General features: G+C 44.7%; 16 protein-coding genes. All 16 read left to right on the top strand.

Going from position 1 to position 18,690, the window contains the following annotated elements; all coding sequences use genetic code 11:
• Positions 1 to 40: 40 nt before the first annotated feature.
• The 16 genes from ACPW7N_RS01110 (at position 41) to ACPW7N_RS01035 (ending at position 18,589) form a co-directional block, all read left to right on the top strand.
• The gene (locus ACPW7N_RS01110; protein WP_425649141.1) at positions 41 to 2,425 is read left to right on the top strand and encodes an FtsK/SpoIIIE family DNA translocase; all 2,385 of its coding nucleotides are present in this window, start codon (positions 41 to 43) and stop codon (positions 2,423 to 2,425) included.
• Between the two features lie 162 nt (positions 2,426 to 2,587).
• Positions 2,588 to 3,313 carry a GntR family transcriptional regulator gene (locus ACPW7N_RS01105; protein WP_425649140.1) on the top strand — a complete coding sequence of 242 codons (726 nt, stop codon included), beginning with the start codon at positions 2,588 to 2,590 and terminating at the stop codon, positions 3,311 to 3,313.
• A gap of 66 nt (positions 3,314 to 3,379) precedes the next feature.
• Entirely contained in the window at positions 3,380 to 4,438 is a 1,059-nt protein-coding gene (locus tag ACPW7N_RS01100; RefSeq protein WP_425649139.1) for a BMP family ABC transporter substrate-binding protein, read from the top strand.
• Positions 4,439 to 4,581: 143 nt separating this feature from the next.
• On the top strand, positions 4,582 to 6,096 hold the full coding sequence (locus ACPW7N_RS01095; protein ID WP_425649270.1) for an ABC transporter ATP-binding protein: 1,515 nt from the start codon (positions 4,582 to 4,584) through the stop codon (positions 6,094 to 6,096).
• Entirely contained in the window at positions 6,089 to 7,159 is a 1,071-nt protein-coding gene (locus ACPW7N_RS01090) for an ABC transporter permease (RefSeq protein WP_425649138.1), read from the top strand. The genes ACPW7N_RS01095 and ACPW7N_RS01090 overlap by 8 nt, the downstream gene beginning before the upstream one ends.
• 3 nt (positions 7,160 to 7,162) lie before the next feature.
• On the top strand, positions 7,163 to 8,131 hold the full coding sequence (locus tag ACPW7N_RS01085) for an ABC transporter permease (RefSeq protein ID WP_425649137.1): 969 nt from the start codon (positions 7,163 to 7,165) through the stop codon (positions 8,129 to 8,131).
• Between the two features lie 206 nt (positions 8,132 to 8,337).
• The gene (locus ACPW7N_RS01080; protein ID WP_425649136.1) at positions 8,338 to 8,841 is read left to right on the top strand and encodes a DoxX family membrane protein; all 504 of its coding nucleotides are present in this window, start codon (positions 8,338 to 8,340) and stop codon (positions 8,839 to 8,841) included.
• Positions 8,842 to 8,940: 99 nt separating this feature from the next.
• The gene (locus ACPW7N_RS01075; protein ID WP_425649135.1) at positions 8,941 to 9,486 is read left to right on the top strand and encodes a DoxX family membrane protein; all 546 of its coding nucleotides are present in this window, start codon (positions 8,941 to 8,943) and stop codon (positions 9,484 to 9,486) included.
• Between the two features lie 154 nt (positions 9,487 to 9,640).
• Positions 9,641 to 10,942 carry a stalk domain-containing protein gene (locus tag ACPW7N_RS01070; RefSeq protein WP_425649134.1) on the top strand — a complete coding sequence of 434 codons (1,302 nt, stop codon included), beginning with the start codon at positions 9,641 to 9,643 and terminating at the stop codon, positions 10,940 to 10,942.
• Positions 10,943 to 11,001: 59 nt separating this feature from the next.
• A complete protein-coding gene (locus ACPW7N_RS01065; protein ID WP_425649133.1) occupies positions 11,002 to 11,166 on the top strand; it encodes a hypothetical protein in 165 nt (54 codons plus the stop codon).
• 66 nt (positions 11,167 to 11,232) lie between these two features.
• The gene (locus ACPW7N_RS01060) at positions 11,233 to 12,954 is read left to right on the top strand and encodes a sigma-54 interaction domain-containing protein (protein WP_425649132.1); all 1,722 of its coding nucleotides are present in this window, start codon (positions 11,233 to 11,235) and stop codon (positions 12,952 to 12,954) included.
• Between the two features lie 164 nt (positions 12,955 to 13,118).
• Complete coding sequence (locus ACPW7N_RS01055; RefSeq protein WP_425649131.1) at positions 13,119 to 13,916, top strand: 3-hydroxybutyrate dehydrogenase; 798 nt, start codon at positions 13,119 to 13,121, stop codon at positions 13,914 to 13,916.
• A gap of 69 nt (positions 13,917 to 13,985) precedes the next feature.
• Positions 13,986 to 15,197, top strand: a complete 1,212-nt coding sequence (locus tag ACPW7N_RS01050) for an ABC transporter substrate-binding protein (protein WP_425649269.1) — start codon at positions 13,986 to 13,988, stop codon at positions 15,195 to 15,197.
• 33 nt (positions 15,198 to 15,230) lie between these two features.
• The gene (locus ACPW7N_RS01045; protein WP_425649130.1) at positions 15,231 to 16,115 is read left to right on the top strand and encodes a branched-chain amino acid ABC transporter permease; all 885 of its coding nucleotides are present in this window, start codon (positions 15,231 to 15,233) and stop codon (positions 16,113 to 16,115) included.
• Between the two features lies 1 nt (position 16,116).
• On the top strand, positions 16,117 to 17,895 hold the full coding sequence (locus ACPW7N_RS01040) for a branched-chain amino acid ABC transporter ATP-binding protein/permease (RefSeq protein ID WP_425649129.1): 1,779 nt from the start codon (positions 16,117 to 16,119) through the stop codon (positions 17,893 to 17,895).
• On the top strand, positions 17,879 to 18,589 hold the full coding sequence (locus tag ACPW7N_RS01035; RefSeq protein ID WP_425649128.1) for an ABC transporter ATP-binding protein: 711 nt from the start codon (positions 17,879 to 17,881) through the stop codon (positions 18,587 to 18,589). Before ACPW7N_RS01040 ends, ACPW7N_RS01035 begins: the two co-directional genes overlap by 17 nt.
• The last annotated feature ends 101 nt before the right edge of the window (positions 18,590 to 18,690 follow it).

Raw genomic sequence — 18,690 nt, 5'->3', positions numbered from 1 at the left:
ATTTTGGGCCCCTTGTGGGATTGAAAATAGGAGGCATGCCATGAGCAGAAGATCAAAAAAACAGTCCCAAGCGGCAGTAGCCTCAGTTGTAAAACTGGAGTTATTCGGACTGGTTATCATTGTACTTTCCATTATTGGGTTGCTAGAAAGCGGATGGCTGGGGAAGAATGTGCTTTCTTTCTTTTTCCGATTCATCGCAGGTTCATGGGATTTTTTGATTCCGTTACTTCTGATTGGTGTTTCCTTACATATGATGTTCACTCGTAAGCCACCCCGGCTCAACTTGCAGATTCTGGGCTGTTTGCTTATTTTCATAGGGATACTTACATGGGATCACTTGATTTTGTACAAGCTGATTTCCAATAGCGGCAAGTTTGATCAAAATATCATTCGTGTCACATGGGACAGATTGCTGCTTGATTCATCTCAAAAAGTATCAACAACAGGAGTCGCAGGCGGTATGGTGGGGGCTATTGTTTTTGCCATCAGCCACGGCCTGTTTGGCATGATCGGGACAGGACTGATGATCGGGCTCTTCTTTTCGATTGGCTTGATGTTTGTTTTCCGTTTGTCATATGTGGACGTTCTGTTTTTCATCAAGAATAAGGTAGCTGGCGCTTATGTGAAGTCAAAAGAATCCATCAAGGAAACGGCACAGCTTCTGGCTGAGGAAAACGAAAAACGCAAAACAGAAAACAAAGCAAATAATCAAATAGAAAACATAGATGACAAGCAGGAGAATAAACTGTCAGTAAACGACTACTCTCATTACAATCAGCAATATGATGATGACAATGATACTAAGAGCCACGCAGATACAGAAGAACACGCTGCCGTGAATCCAGTGATACGTGACTTTGCTGAAAAAGTAATTACGGATGAAGCCATTCATCCCAAACATCATTCTACACAACAACGAAAACCAGCAGTTCAATCAAAGACTGTTGATTTTGATGACGAAAGTTTTCGGGTATTGTCAGATGGGGGAGAAGAGAGTAATACCTACATCATTCCATCTCTTTCAATTCTGTCTCGCCCGAACCACAACGCGATTACAAAAGATGTGGACCACAACCTGAACGCACAAAAACTGGTTAACACGCTGAAAAGCTTTGGTGTAAATGCGACTGTCTCTGAGGTTCATCGGGGACCAGCAGTAACTCGCTATGAAATCCAGCCTGCTGTTGGGGTAAAGGTAAGCCGAATCGTAAGTCTCACGGATGATTTGGCATTGGCCCTTGCTGCAAAAGACATTCGTATTGAAGCTCCGATTCCAGGGAAGTCAGCCATCGGTATCGAGGTTCCCAACTCAGAGGTAGCTGTAGTGACACTTCGGGAAGTTCTTGAATCCCCACGCTATCAGGATGCTTCTGCAAGACTGACTGTTGGGCTGGGCCGTGATATTTCAGGTGAGCCGATTGTTGCCGATCTGACCAAAATGCCGCATTTGCTAGTAGCGGGGGCAACAGGTAGCGGGAAATCTGTGTGTATCAACGGGATCATTACGAGTATTTTGTTCAAAGCAAAACCTAACGAAGTCAAGCTGATGATGATCGACCCCAAAATGGTGGAGTTAAACGTATACAACGGAATTCCACACCTTCTCGCACCAGTTGTTACCGACCCGAGAAGGGCATCTGTCGCATTGAAAAAAGTGGTTTCTGAAATGGAAAGACGCTATAACCTGTTTGCCAAAAATGGTTCACGCAACATCGAGATGTACAATCAGTGGGTGCGTGATCAGAGTGAAGCAGGCAACCGGATGAGCAGTCTGCCTTATATTGTAGTCATTGTGGATGAGCTTGCTGATTTGATGATGGTAGCTCCTGGTGAGGTAGAAGATGCAATTTGTCGTTTGGCGCAAATGGCACGTGCTGCTGGTATTCACCTCATTATTGCAACACAACGTCCGTCTGTTGATGTTATTACCGGTGTCATCAAAGCAAACATTCCTTCCCGTATTGCCTTTGGTGTATCCTCCATGGCTGACTCACGCACGATTCTTGATATGGGTGGTGCAGAAAAGCTGTTAGGACGAGGTGACATGTTGTATTTGCCGATGGGAGCTTCGAAACCAACTCGCATTCAAGGTGCTTTTGTTTCCGATAAAGAGGTGGAAGAAGTAGTAACGATCGTCAAGGAACAGCAGGAAGCCAAGTACCATGAAGAGATGATCCCAGAAGAGATCTCGGATGATGTTCAGACAGTTGTAGACGACGAAATGTACGACCAGGCGGTACAGGTCGTTGCTGAAGCACAAACCGCTTCTGCCTCTCTTTTGCAGCGCAGATTGCGGGTTGGTTACACTCGTGCTGCCAGACTGATCGACATGATGGAGGCACAAGGAATTGTGGGACCATATGAAGGAAGTAAGCCTAGGGAAGTGAGAATTCCAAGGCCGTCACCAGAAAGCCAAATCTCCTAACCTATGAATCTATTTTTTTCAGTAAAATTTGGCTTGCAAGTTACTCTCTGCATAAGGTAAAATTTCTACGGACTAAAGGAATTTGTGGAAGGCCGTCGAAATTTCATAATAGAGGTCTGACGTCTTACCAATATGTGTTGCCAGAGGGAGCAGGAGTGAATCATGACAGTCAAAGGAAGTTCTCGTTCGCTAAGCCTTTTAGTAATGGACCGCCTCAAAGATGATATTGAAGCGGGGGTATTGCTACCGGGTGAGCGTCTACCGTCAGAAGCAGAATTGTCGAAGCGGTTGGGCGTGAGCAGAGCTACTTTGAGAGAAGCACTCCGCTTGCTAGAAGAAGAAAAAATCGTCATCCGACGTCACGGAGTAGGTACCTTTATCCATCCACGACCTGTTTTTTCTGGAGGAATTGGGGAACTCTTTAGTGTAACAGGAGCGATTGAGCGGCAGGGTCAACAACCGGGAACAAAACTGTTACATACTAGCCTGGCTGAACCGAGTGAAGAAGATCGCAAGCGTTTGCATCTTTCTTCTAGTGAGAAGCTGATCACGGTTGAGCGGGTAAGAACTGCTGATGGAGAACCGGTTGTGTATTGTATCGACAAAATCCCTGCTTACTTAATGCCCGATGGCTACCATGTGGAGTATGAGTCGATTTTTGAGGCCTTGGAGGAAGTGGCGGGCGTACGTATTCAGTATGCGGTAGCCCACATTGAACCCATTGGTTTCCATGACAAAGTGTCAAGTATACTGAAATGTGATTCCAAGACTGCCCTGCTTCTCCTTCGTCAGATTCATTATGATGAGAGAGAGAGAGCTGTGTTGGACTCTCGAAACTACTTTCGAGCAGACAAATTTCACTTCCATGTTGTGCGAAGACGCTTGTAGTGGTCACCAGAAAGGTCTTGAACAATTTTTTTAGTTCATCACTAACTATAATGGGGGTATTTAAAGGTGAAAAAGTTTTTCTCCGTACTTTCAGTTGCAACCATTAGTATGTCCTTGCTCCTTGCTGGATGTGGCGGCGGCAACCAAGCAGCTCCACAAAACAATGCAAACCAAGGTAACCAAGCAGCACCTGCACAACCTTCTACAGACAAGAAAATTCGTGTAGGTATGGTAACTGACACTGGTGGGGTGCACGACAACTCCTTTAACCAAAGTGCTTGGGAAGGTCTGCAAAAACTGCAAAATGATACTGGAACTGAAGTTCAGTATCTTCAATCCCAAAGTGACGCTGAGTACGTGCCTAACTTGAACCAATTCGTAAAAGACAAATGGGATCTTACTTGGGGTATCGGTTTCTTGATGGGCGACCACGTGAAAAAGGTTGCTGAAGAAAACAAAGATGCAAAATTGGCGATCATCGATGCTGAAGTAGAAGGCATACCTAACGTGGAATCAGTTCTTTTCAAAGAGCATGAAGGTTCTTTCCTTGTTGGTGTAGTAGCAGCAACTATGTCTAAATCCAAAAAAGTTGGTTTCGTAGGCGGTATGGACATTCCAGTTATCAAACGCTTCGAAGCTGGTTTCACTGCTGGTGTTAAAGCTGTAGATCCTAACGTACAAGTAATTCCAATTTACACAGGTGCGTTTGACAAAGCTGACCTTGGTAAATCTGCTGCATCCCAATTGTACGGACAAGGCGCTGACATCGTGTTCCACGCTGCTGGCGGAACTGGTGACGGTGTATTTAACGAAGCAAAAGACCGCAAATCCAAAGGCGAAAACGTTTGGGTTATCGGTGTAGACAAAGACCAATCTCTTACATTCGGTAAAGAGGTTACTCTTACTTCTATGATGAAACGTGTAGACGAAGCAGTTTACCGTGTATCCAAAGATTACGCTGAAGGTAAATTCGAAGGCGGAAAAATGGTTAAACTCGGACTTGCTGAAAATGCTGTAGGTTTGCCTGAAACTTCCAAAGACACTGTTCCTGCTGACGTATTGGCGAAAGTAGAAGAGTTCAAAGCGAAAATCGTTAAAGGTGAAATCACAGTTCCAGAAAAATAAGCCTTACTGCAACAAACTCAAGGCTAGTTAGAGAATAACTAGCCTTGTTTTCTTAAGAACTTCAATAAAAGCTTTTCTTTAATGAATGACTACCCACAAAGACGGGGTGAACACACTTGAGTCAGATTCAAACAGTAGTAGAAATGCGTGGCATTACCAAAAGATTTCCGGGAATCGTAGCAAACGATAACATCAGTCTCAAAGTAAAAAAAGGTGAAATTCATGCTCTTTTAGGAGAGAATGGAGCCGGAAAATCAACGTTGATGAATATTTTGTTTGGTCTGTACATGCCAGATGAAGGCGAAATATTGATCAATGAGAAACCTGTGAAAATAACCAATCCAAATGTAGCTAACGAACTGGGTATCGGAATGGTGCATCAGCACTTTATGTTAGTAGAACCGTTTACCGTTACTGAAAATATTATCTTAGGAAAAGAACCTCGCAGTGGGTTGAAAATAAATATCGATCAAGCAGCCAAAGAGGTACAAGCACTTTCTGAGAAATACGGTTTAAGTGTTGATCCGTATGCAAAGATCGAAGAAATTTCCGTTGGGATGCAGCAACGTGTAGAAATTTTGAAAACGCTCTATCGTGGGGCAGATATTCTTATTTTTGATGAACCGACAGCGGTCTTAACTCCTCAAGAGATTAATGAACTAATTGATATTATGCATAACTTGGTCAAAGAGGGTAAGACCATTATTCTCATCACGCATAAGTTGAAAGAAATCATGAAGGTTTGTAATGCAGTAACTATTATCCGCCGAGGAAAAGTAATTGATTCTGTTCTGGTTGCCGAGACCAATACGGATGAATTGGCAGCAAAAATGGTTGGTCGTGAGGTTCATTTCCATGTAGACAAAACAAAATCAGTACCGAAACAAGTGATTTTGTCTGTCGAGAATGTGACGGCTATAGGGAACCGCGGTGTCAATGCGTTGAAAAATATTTCACTCGAAGTTCGCGCGGGTGAAGTATTAGGTATTGCAGGTGTTGACGGCAACGGTCAAAGTGAATTGATCGAGGTGCTGACAGGCCTTCGCAAAGCACAGGATGGGAAAGTTCTGTTAAACGGGCAAGAGATTACTAATAAATCACCACGCCTTATTTCTGAGGCAGGGTTATCCCATATTCCAGAAGATCGCCACAAACGTGGTTTGATTCTTGACTTTAGCATGAGTGAGAATATGGTGCTTGAGACGTACTTCCATCCAGAATTCAGCAAAAACGGATTTCTGGATTACAATGCGATCAATAAGCATTCGGAGAAGCTGATTGCAGAGTTTGACGTACGTACCCCGAGCATTCATACACTTGCACGTGCCTTGTCAGGGGGGAACCAACAGAAAGCAATTATCGCTCGTGAGGTAAATAAAGACCCAGATCTGTTAATTGCTGCCCAACCGACTCGTGGACTGGACGTTGGTGCGATTGAGTTCATTCACAAACGTTTGATCGAACAACGTGACAGAGGCAAAGCAGTTCTGCTGCTCTCGCTTGAGTTGGATGAAATTATGAATGTGTCTGATCGTATTGCCGTTATTTACGAAGGACAAATTGTAGGGATTGTTGACCCGAAAGAAACGACAGAACAAGAGCTCGGCCTTATGATGTCAGGTGGAAAGCGCATGCAAGGAGGAGGTAACGATGAATAAGGTAGTCCGTGTTTTTTCAAGCGAATCGTTCCTAGTTCCTGTTGTAGCTATTCTGCTCGGTCTGCTCGTAGGTGCTGTTGCGATGTTAGCGGGCGGATTTGATCCACTCTTGGCCTATCAATCGCTAGTGAAAAAAGTGTTTGGTGATATGTACAATTTTGGTGAGACCATCAGACAGATTACGCCACTTATCTTTACAGGTCTTTCTGTTGCGTTCGCATTCCGGACAGGTCTCTTTAATATCGGTGCGGAAGGTCAGTTCATCATGGGGATGATTACTTCTGTTTATGTCGGTATCGCGTTTGATTTGCCACCAATCATTCATGCACCACTCGCCATTCTTGCTGGTGGATTGGCTGGTGGACTGTGGGGCGCACTTGCCGGTTATCTAAAAGCGGCTCGTGGAGTTAACGAAGTAATCACAACGATCATGTTAAACTGGACCGCTCTTTATTTAGCGAATTACATTTTGGCTACGTTCCTCGTGCCAGAGGGGCAACAGCGTTCTGAAAACATCAAAGAGTCAGCATCGATTGCTATTCCTTGGCTGATTGAAATGTTCGAAAGCGCACGTTTGCACTGGGGTACACTTATTGCGCTTATTGCTGCATTTGTGTTTTATATCATTCTGTGGAAAACCAAAACAGGCTTTGAGCTTCGTGCAGTAGGTTTTAACCCGCATGCATCAGAGTATGCAGGTATGAACGTTAATAAAAACGTAGTAAATGCAATGTTTGGAGCAGGTGTTTTTGCAGGTTTGGGTGGTGCGGCTGAGGTACTGGGTGTATTCCATTATCAAGCGATTATGGCGGCAATGCCAGGATACGGCTTCGATGGAATGGCAGTAGCACTCATCGGTGGTAACACGCCATTAGGTGTTGTACTTGGTGCGATTCTTTTCGGGTCACTTTCCTTTGGTGCGTCAGGGATGAAATTCGGTGCAGGCGTTCCAGTCGAACTCATTCGTGTTGTAATTGCATCGGTTATCTTCTTCGTTGCTGCTCACGGAATCGTAAAGTTTTTCTTGAAGCCGATCCTTGCGAAGAAGAAAGAGGGGGTGTAGAACATGGATTGGATCACAGTTTCCAGTAACTTAGTGCATGATACGATTGTATTTTCTACAGCTCTTATCTTTGCTGCGTTAGGTGGCTTATACTCCGAACGTTCAGGTGTTGTAAACATTGCATTAGAAGGTATGATGGTGATCGGTGCATTCTCAGCGGCGGTTGTTACTTTCTTTATGCAAACGGTATTCCCGGCACCGTCTGAGCTTGCACCGTGGATTGGTTTTTTAGCAGCGATCGTTTGTGGAGCCATCTTTGCGCTGCCACATGCGGTAGCCTCAATCACATTCAAGGCTGATCAGGTTGTTAGCGGTATCGCGCTCAACTTCCTGGCTGCAGGGTTGGCCATTTATTTGACCAAAATCATTTTTAAAGGTTCAGGTCAAACAACCACACTGCAAACTGTATTTACAAAATGGGACATCCCAGTTTTAGGAGACATCCCGTACATCGGTCACGCCATTTTTGAAGCGTACCCAACCAGCTTTATTGCATTTATTTTAGTAGCTGTTACATGGTTTGTACTGTTTAAAACCCGCTTTGGTCTTCGTCTGCGTGCAGTGGGAGAGCATCCTCGAGCAGCAGATACAGCAGGGATCAATGTTGTTCGCATGAGATATACTGCTGTGTTAATTAGTGGAGCGTTAGCTGCAATGGGGGGAGCAACCATTGCTCTTACCACAACTAGCAACTTTTCTCACAACACCGTATCAGGACAAGGGTTTATCGCTCTTGCTGCACTGATTTTCGGTAAATGGCATCCGGCTGGTGCGATGGCTGCTGCTTTGTTCTTCGGTATCGCACAAGCGGTTAAGTCCCTGGTGCAAATCTTGGGTCTGACTGCATATATTCCGATCGAGTTCATCTTCATGTTGCCTTACATTTTAACGATTCTAGTTTTAGCTGGTGTTGTAGGGCGTTCAAACGCACCTTCATCACTTGGTAAAGCATACGAAACAGGCTCACGTTAATTGAATGATGGGCATTAAAACCGAAGTCTACCTTAGCGGGTGGCTTCGGTTTTTTCGTCTTTTTTGACTGGCTTGTACAAGTTGTGACAAAAAAGTAACAAGGTGAGGAAAAGTAAGAATATGAAATAAAAAAAGTGATGTTCCTCACATCTCGATGTGAAATTATTCACATATACTGAGAGTGTAAAGAAAAGGAGCTGATCATCATGATCATGAACTGGTTGAGAGAAAGTAAATACGCTGCTGGTATCTTAACTGTCATTCGCTTGTACCTTGGTTGGTCCTGGATAACAGGTGGTTGGGGTAAATTAACTGGTGAGAAGGCATTTGATGCTTCAGGGTTCTTAGCCAAAGCTGTTGAGAAGCCAGTAATGAAAGGTGAGGAATTAATCTATCCAGCTTATACCGGTTTCATTGAAAATTTTGCACTTCCTAACGTCAAACTTTTCAACTTCCTTGTTCCTTGGGGTGAATTTCTGATCGGTCTTGGTCTTCTATTAGGGGCTCTAACTACTGCAGCCGTATTCTTCGGAATGCTAATGAACTTCATGTTCATGTTCGCAGGAACAATTTCTACGAACCCATGGATGGTACTGTTGAGTATCTTTATCTTGGTAGCAGGAGCGAACGCAGGTAAATTTGGCGCAGACTATTATATTCTTCCGTACGTGAGAAAACGGATCGGTTTAAAAGAGAATCTTACATTATAGCAACATAACTTTTACAAAACGACTTGTGAAAAAATTCACAAATCTTCCATATTTCCATAAAGCATAACAAGCAGATAAAAAGGAAGGTAGATGGTATTTATGATTATGAATTGGCTAAGAGAGAGTAAATACGCTGCTGGTTTCTTGACAATTGTTCGCTTGTATCTTGGATGGGCTTGGATCACTGGTGGTTGGGGTAAATTAACGGGTGAGAAGGCATTCGACGCCACTGGATTTTTAACCAAAGCTGTTGAGAAGCCCGTGATGAAAGGCGAAGCACTTATCTATCCAACCTATACCGGTTTCATAGAAAATTTTGCACTCCCAAATATCAAACTTTTCAACTTCCTAGTACCTTGGGGTGAGTTCCTTATCGGTCTTGGTCTTCTGTTAGGAGCACTTACCACCGCTGCTGTATTCTTCGGGATGCTGATGAACTTCATGTTCATGTTCGCAGGTACAATTTCTACTAACCCATGGATGGTCATGTTGAGTATCTTTATCTTAGCAGCAGGAGCGAATGCAGGTAAATTCGGCGCCGACTACTACTTGCTTCCTTACTTGAAAAAAATGGTTGGTTTGAAAGAAATCATGCCGCATAGACCAGACACACCAAATACACCACCGACCAGAAATATAGCGTAAATACAGTGTTCTTGCAGAAAACTGTCGGGTCATTCCGGCAGTTTTTCTTTTTTATAAATAGTTGATTGGTAATATTTTGGCATAGTTCGCTCCTGATTCTAATGCGATAATAGTAATTGTGCCTTCTTGTATTTCATAGAAAAGGAGGTCCTACATGAAGAACTTTGCCAGGACATTATTGATGACAGGAGTATTACTTGGACTAACAAGCGGTGGACATGCGATCAATCACGTTCATGCTGCTTCTGCGTATCCCACCATTTCACTTGTGATCAATGGTAAGGGCGTGAAATCGGATGTAGACCCGCTTATTCGAGATCAACGCATGTATGTACCAATCCGTGTAATCTCCGAAAAAACCAATGCAAATGTTACGTATGAACCGACTACTCAAAAGATTGTGATTACCAAAGGCGACCGGAATGTAGTTCTATGGGTAAACCAAAGTAAGGCAATCATTAACGGGCAATCGGTTGTAATGGATGCTCGTCCATTTGTTTATAAGAAAAGAACGTTTGTACCAATTCGTTTTATTAGTCAATCCTTTAACTATGAGGTGAACTGGGATAGTCGCTCTAAGATTGCGAAGATATCCTCAGCCAGAAACGCACTCACTCATACTGTAAAAACAGGTGACAGCCTGTGGAAGCTGAGTCAGCTTTATGACGTTGGAGTGGATGCAATCAAGCGTGCCAACTCATTAACAGGAAACGAGATAGCAATTGGTAAAAAAGTACTTATTCTGGGTAGCAGCAGTATGCAAGTAACTTCAGCCTACCGGAAAAACAACTATGTGATTCAATCGGGAGACACTCTTTCCCACATTGCCCAACGCCATCAAACAAGTGTAAGTCAGTTGCAGAAAAATAACCCTGGTCTAGGGTATACATTGCTGGTTGGGCAGGTAATCTACTTACCTGCTGGTGCGAAGCCATCGGTACACTCTTTGGAGTCGTTACTATTTGATAAAGGGCTACTCTCGAAAAACAATCGTTTCCCACTAAGTGCAAAGTCAGAGTATGAATCAGTGGCTAACACGTATGGGGATGGTCGTGCTTGGAATTCTTCCGGGCAACAATCAGATAGGAATCATGAAGGCATTGATATCATGACACCAAAGGGCACACCTGTTTACTCCATTTCAAGTGGTCATATTTATCGCATCGGCTGGAATACGTATGGTGGATGGAGGATCAATATTATTGATTCGAGTGGAAAATACCATATGTATTATGCTCACATGGAGGCATATGCACCTGGATTGAAGCAGGGGCAGTATATCTCGGCAGGGCAATTAATTGGTTTTGTCGGTGATAGCGGGTATGGCAACAAAGGGACGACTGGAAAGTTCGCACCTCACCTTCACTTCGGTATGTATTACAAGAGTTCTGGGAAGGCTACCAATCCGTATTACTATCTGAAGTACTGGGAGCAGAATAAAATCAACCAGTTCTAATAAGTGACTGGCTAATGGGAAAGCCTAACTGCTGTACATCATCGGAGGAGTAGAGGGGGATGTATAGTATGTGGACTTGTCCCTATTGTGGTCAAAATATGGGTCAATCATTTCAGGATAGTCAATTGCACGGAATGCTTTGTCTAAACCCGTTATGTGGCCGGTTTGATGATCTGGTGGATTCTCAAGAAACACTGGATGATTGGGATACTACTGATTTTTAGCTGGAGAGCGAGAATATCGCTCTCTTTTCTAATTCTCCAGTTTTTGGTACGATTTTCTGACAGGAGGTGGAGACCATCGTATCAACTCAACTGATTGAATTTTTGGAATCGTTTCCTAATGGAGCAACAATTGTAGATTTAGAAGGAAAAATTCTGCATGTGAATCCTAGTGGCTGTCAAATACTTGGATTCAAATTAAGTGAGGTTGTTGGTCATTCGATAACGAGCATTGCACCGGGTACAGACATCTTGCAAGTGATACGGGAGGGTAAGGCCAGTGTAAGGCGAGAGGTTCGATTTGGGGACAAACTGCTTTTAGTAGATCGAACTCCGTACACGGTTGATGGTCAGATCGTAGGTGGGCTTTCCATATTCCAGGACATTACCGATATTGATCAGGTGACGAAAAAGTTGTCCGAGCAAGAAAAGGAACTCAGATACTTTAAAGAGCTGGTTGACCAGCTTTACGATGGAATCATCATGTGCAACAAAGAGGGCTACATTACGATGATCAACCAGACATATTGTGACTTCCTCGGGACCACCATAGAGGATTCCATTGGCAGGCATGTTACCGAAGTGCTGGAAAATACACGCATGCACGTCGTACTGGAAACCGGCAAAGCAGAGCTGGGACAACTCATGAGGGTTGGTGATCGTGAAATCATTGTCAGTCGGATGCCCCTTCGTGAAGGGGATGAGGTAGTTGGCGTGCTTGGTAAAGTGGTGTTCAATGATTTGCGAGAACTGCGCAACCTTGTAGAGAAATACAACATCATGGAGCGAAAACTGGATTTCTATCGTCAGGAACTAAAGCGGATGGTTAGTGCCAAGTACTCATTTTCCCATATTTTTGCGGATCACCCGATGATGCTGGATGCGATTCAACTGGCAAAGCGAGTGGCCAATACGAAATCATCCATTCTCATTCTGGGTGAAAGCGGAACAGGTAAAGAATTGTTTGCTCATTCGATCCATGAATCCAGTGCTCGATCGGAGAATGCGTTTGTCCGTGTGAATTGTGCAGCGATTCCCAAAGATCTGATGGAAGCTGAATTGTTTGGGTATGAAGAAGGTGCTTTTACCGGAGCTAGAAAAGGTGGAAAACCGGGCAAAATCGAGCTGGCCCACGGCGGAACGCTGTTTTTAGATGAAATCGGTGATATGCCATTGGATATGCAAGTGAAGCTGCTCAGAGTTCTGCAAGAAAGAGAAGTGGAGCGGATTGGATCAACTCGCCCACTTTCTGTAGATATCAGGGTGATTGCGGCAACCCACCGTCCGCTGGAAGAATTGATCAAACAGGGGAAATTCAGAGAAGATCTTTTTTATCGCTTGCACGTATTTACGATAAACATTCCACCGCTGCGCAAGTTAGAGCGATCCATACTCACCCTTGCCGCTCACTTGATCAAGCAGTTGAATCGTGATTTATACACCAATGTAGATGGTATGAGTAGAAAAGTAGAAGAGATCTTCATGTCCCATCACTGGCCAGGTAATGTGCGAGAATTACATAACGTGTTGGAGCGTGCAGTTCAATTGGCGGAGCGAGGGCAGTTGGAAGATGAACATCTTCCCGTCTATTTACAAGACAAGCGAATGATTTCTGTTGAAGAAGGGATATCGTTGGATTTGGAAGCGGAGTTGGCTAAAACCGAAAAGAGGATCATCCAGGAAGCCGTCAAACAATGTAATGGCAATAAAGTACAAGCTGCACAGCTTCTGGGAATTCATCGGGCAAGCTTGTATCGCAAGCTGGAAAAATTTCAAATTGCAGATATCTGATTGATGTCGCACGAGTGTAACATGTCGCAATTTTGCATCGCTGGTATTGTCGTAATTTTGCGACATATCCGATGTGAATTGTGACATTTCTTTGTCAGAATCTTTTGGCGTAGGATTTGCTTTGTATATTTGTGAAAACGTTTTCAAGACTGAAAGGAGGACTTATGAGTTTACACAGTTCTGATGTACAAAAACGAACAGCACTGGTTACTGGGGGAGCAAGCGGGATCGGTTTGGCCATCGCCCGAAAACTGTATGAGGCAGGTTGTAACATAGCGATTGCTGATCTGGATCAGGAGCGGGCAACAGCCTCCTTGCAAGAGTTTGCCGACTACCCTGATCGAGGTAAGCTGGCTATTCAGGTCGATATGTCTAAAGAGCAATCCATACGTCAAATGGTTACAAGCTGTGAAGAGAAGCTTGGGCCAGTTGATATCCTGGTGAATAATGCAGGCTTCCAACATGTTGCCCCAATTGAGACATTTCCCGCTGATGTATTTCAGCAGTTGCTTTCGGTCATGCTGGTTGGACCGTTTATTGCAACACAGGAGGTTTTTGCCAAGATGAAACAGAGAGGCTGGGGACGGATAATCAATATTTCTTCCATCAATGGCAAAATCGGTGCAGCCTACAAATCGGGTTATTGTTCAGCAAAGCACGGGATTATCGGCTTAACGCGTGTAACAGCAGTGGAGGCTGCGAATTCAGGAGTAACCTGCAATGCAATCTGTCCTGGATATGTTGACACACCATTGGTTCGCAATCAATTGGAGTCGCTCAGCAGCGAATATCAAATTGAGAAAGACCGTGTAGTAGATGAGGTTATTTTAAAGCAAGTACCGCAGTCCCGTTTATTGGCTCCATCGGAAATTGGTGATTTCGCAGTTTTTCTCGCATCTGATGCCGCAGCAGCTATCACAGGGCAGGCAATCAATGTCTCTGGCGGATATGTCATGCACTAATTTATTTGAATTTTTAATTAATTAACCAATTTATTTTACTGAATAAGGGGGAAATTCGTTGTGAGAAAAATGGGTATTTGGCTTTCTCTCGCTATGTTGTTATCGCTCGCTGCTGCTGGCTGTGGTCCTAAGCTGGATCAACAGACAAGTGCACCTCAAGGCACTCAGCCTTCCAACTCGTCCTCTGCGCCTGCTTCTAGTGCATCGGGTGGCGAATTTAACCTTGGTATTGCCATATCTCTCAGTGGCGGTACAGCCAAATTTGGAGAGGCAGTGAAGCGTGGTGCAGAAATGGCCGTGGAAGAGTTCAATGCAGAAGGTGGAGCAAACGGTCAGAAAGCCAAGGTCATTGTCTACGATGACGAAGCTAAGCCGGAGAAATCGGTAGAGATCGTCCAACGCTTGATTCAGCAGGATAAAGTGGTAGCCTTCCTCGGTCCTGCAAACAGCGGTAATGCAAAGGCACATGTCAAGTTTGCCCAAGAAGCTGGAGTAGCGGAAGTCATTCCAGTGGCAACGGCAACAGCAATTACCCAAACCTTTGCAAAAGATGAGAAGAATTATATCTTCCGTGTCAGCCCCTATGATAAAGGCCAAGTGGAGACCATGCTGAAATGGCTTGTAGAAGAGAAAAAGTTCAGTAAAATCGGGCTGCTACACGATACCACTGGTTACGGTCAAGGGGGTAAGGCAGACGTAGAAGCGTTGATGAAGGAGAAATACAATTTGGCACCTGCCGTCATCGAGTCATTCCAGGTAAATGATACCAACATGGAAGCGCAGCTCACCAAAATGCGAGATGCACAGGTAGATGCAGTGATTTTCTACGGCTTGGCACCGGAAGCTGCCCAATATCTTAAGTCTCGTGAAAAGCTGAATTATAATCCAATCACGGTCGCTTCATGGGCCATGGGAGATCCGACAGTTAAGCAATTGGTTGGTGACTTGGTAAACAAAGATGTATACATGGTGCAATCCTTTACCGTTGATCAAAGTGAGGGTGCAAAGAAATTCCACGAAAAGGTCGTTGCGAAATATGGGGAGGACATTTTCCCAATTGCTTCTGCCCAAGGGTATGACAGTGCCAAACTGATCCTTGAAGCAGTGAAAAAGGTCGGCAAGGATTCCAAAGCCATTCGTGATGCAATCGAAAACATGGAAGGATTCAAGGGTGTTACAGCCATTAGTGAAAAGCCATTTACCAAAGAGAATCATGAAGGGCTGACAAGTGCCAACATGTTCTTGGCTACCTATAAAGACGGTGTGATCGTCAAACCATAGCATGATTATTTCTCATCGAAGGGAGGGGAGTTCTTGTTACAGGCGGTTATTAGCGGGCTGATCTTGGGGAGTATCTACGCCATTATTGCACAGGGATACTACATTACCTATATTACCACCCGAACAATGAACTTTGGTCAAGGTGACTTCTTGATGGTGGGCGCTTTGATGGGGCTTACGACATTGGGAGCACTGACAACATCAGGCATTAATGTATGGGTTGCCGTGCTTGTCACGGTTCTGGTACTCTTTGCGGCGATGAGTCTGTTAGGCATAGGCCTTGAACTGGTTGCGATTCGTCCACTGCAGCACTTCATGTCTATCGGCTGGATATTAAGTACGGTTGCCGTATCCATTATGCTTCGCAATATTGCCATGCTGATTTGGGGAAGGAACGTGATTCCTTTCCCCTCCCCCTTTGGCAGTGAAGTGTACCGATTGGGGGGTATCGGTATTACCAAACATGAATTGTTCGTAGGGCTCTGCGCAGTTATTATAATGGTTTGCTTGTTCCTATTTTTGAACAAATCGTTATTGGGGAAGGCGCTAGCAGCCGTTGCCTTCAATCCGGATGCGGCCTCATTGATGGGAATCAATCCACGGAAAATGGCAATCCTTGCCTTTGCTTTATCATCGGCATTGGCAGGAATTGGCGGAATCCTGGTCGGTCCGATTACCAATACAGCATTTTTCATGGGGGCTACCCTTGGCCTGAAAGCATTTGCTGCTGCCATTATCGGTGGATTGGAAAACCCTCTGGGAATTCTCATTGGTGGGCTTCTGTTGGGTATGATTGAGCAGGTATCGTCCATGTACAATTCTGCCTACAAGGATGCCAGTGCCTTTATCCTCATTCTGATTGTCCTTATCTTTATGCCGCAGGGACTGTTAGGCAAAAAAGTGAAGGAGAAGTTCTGACATGAAAAAGTGGCTCATTTATTTGCTGATCGGTGTGGGGCTGTTTTTGTTTCCGTGGATTTTTCCCAGTTCATATTATGTGCACTTGGCACAGGGCTTTTTGTATACCTATATTGTTGTCGTCGGGCTCAATTTACTTGTTGGATTGTCTGGTCAACTCTCACTTGGGCATGCTGGATTTTTTGCAATCGGAGCGTATGCTACGGCAATCCTGAATAATGCGGGCATTCCTTTTATCCTCAGTCTGTTGATTGGAATGGGTATCTGCGCACTTGCCGGATTTCTCGTTGCCATGCTTTCCTTGCGGGCAAAAGGTCCATACCTCGCAATGGTAACGATTGCATTTGGTCTTTTGATCGAAATTATCGCCAACCGCTGGGTAGATGTCACCGGTGGACCAGCAGGACTCTACTTACAAGAACCGGATGTGTTCGGGTTCAAACTGGGAGTAGTGGAGTATTACTGGTTTATCGGAATTCTGACGCTTGTGATAACCATACTTGTTGATAACCTGTTTACCTCACGATATGGCCGGACATTCCGTGCGATGGGTAACAGTGAAGTAGCAGCCGCGACGGTTGGAGTCAATGTACGAAACTGGAAGGTACTTGCTTTTGGGTTAAGTGCGTGTATCGCCGGGATTGGTGGAGCACTATTTGCCTTTCAGAATGCGTATTTTAACAGTGACTCCTTTACCTTTGATCGTTCAATTCTCTTCTTGGTTGGCGTGATTGTCGGCGGTTCAGGTACAAGACTAGGGCCTGTTGTTGGGACCCTTATCATCTTCTTGTTACCGCAATGGGTGCAGAGCTTGTATGATTATCATCTGCTGATATTTGGCGGCATCCTGCTGTTTAGCTTAATCGTTCTTCCTGATGGCATTGTTGGCGGATTTCAGCGATTGCTGAAAAGAAAGCGGGCTGTCAAATCTACTGCGATCTCCACTGAGCTAAAAGAGGCATCTACACTCGTTACTTGGGCTGCTGAAAAGAGTCAAACGGCCTTGCAGGTCGAGAAGGTCACAATGGAATTCGACGGTTATCGAGCAGTAGATGAAGTAAGCTTTGAACTGAAAGGGCCTGAAGTTCGTGGACTCATTGGTCCAAACGGTTCAGGAAAAAGTACGACGGTTAACGTTTTGACAGGTGTTTACGTTCCGACGGGAGGGCAAATCCTGTGGAATAATCGGAATGTAACCTCCTATGCTCCTCATCAGATGGCGACAAGCGGAATTACCCGAACCTTTCAGAATCTTCAGTTGTTTGGAGAGCTTACGGTGTTGCAAAACGTGATGCTCGGCTTTCATCTGCATTATCAAACGGGGTTTCTTTCCAATGTCTTGCATACGAGGTCGTACTGGAAGGAAGAAGCAGCCTTCACACAGGAGGCTTTGCGGTTACTTGCCTTTGTAGGGATGGCAGAAAAAGCGTTCGAGACTGCTGCCAATCTCTCATACGGAGAACAACGACTGGTGGAAATTGCTCGTGCCATGGCAGTAAAACCGCAGATTCTGATTCTGGATGAACCTGCTGCAGGAGCAAGCCAGTTTGAAGTGGAGAAGATCATGAAGGTCATACGCAATCTCAAAAACATCGGTATCTCCATCATCCTGGTTGAGCACCACATGGAAATTGTCATGAACGTTTGTGACACGATAACGGTATTGGATTTTGGCCGAAAAATTGCAGAGGGAGATCCTGCTCACATTCAGTCTCATCCACAAGTAATTGAAGCCTACCTGGGCGGCGAAGAGGTGACCAAACTTGTTGTCGGTAAGTAATATTCAAGTGAACTACGGTATGGCAGAAGCGCTGCGTGGTGTAGATTTGCAGGTGAACCAGGGAGAAATCGTTGCCTTGATCGGGCGAAACGGTGCAGGCAAAACAACGTTGCTTCGAGCGATCACGGGCTTGGTGAAAATCAGGGAAGGGGAAATCAGGTACAAGGACAATTACCTGCAACACCTCCCTGCACATGAAATTATGCGAAAAGGAATCGGGCATGTTCCACAGGGACGGCAGATCTTTGGTGACCAGACAGTAGAAGAGAATCTGATTTTGGGTGCATACACACAAATCAAAAAACAACCCAAACAGGTAAAGGAGAGAATGGAGCGGGAATATGAGCGTTTTCCTAGGTTGAAAGAACGCAGAAACCAGCAGGCAGGCACACTCTCTGGCGGTGAACAGCAGATGCTGGCGCTCTCCCGTGCCTTGATGGCTGATCCCGAATTCCTAGTACTTGACGAGCCGTCCATGGGATTATCTCCCCTTTTCGTAAAGTTGATCCTCGATACTGTGACACACCTTCGCAGCGAAGGCAAAACGATTCTTCTTGTTGAACAACTGGCGACAGCAGCCCTTTCCATTTCCGATCGAGCATATGTGCTCTCATCCGGGAAAGTGGAGATAACGGGTGCATCCAAAGAGTTATTGACCGATGAAAGAGTCGTAGCCACTTATCTGGGAGCATAAAATAGAATAAGTGTGTAGGTAAGGCGAGAAGTGAGTTTCTCGTCTTCTTTTTTCTTCACCTTTGCTGAACCAGTCTAAATTTGGTTACAATAGATCAAGAA

This window comes from Brevibacillus nigriterrae (assembly GCF_049846925.1).
GTDB lineage: Bacteria > Bacillota > Bacilli > Brevibacillales > Brevibacillaceae > Brevibacillus_H.
This window is presented reverse-complemented; position numbering and strand designations above follow the sequence as displayed.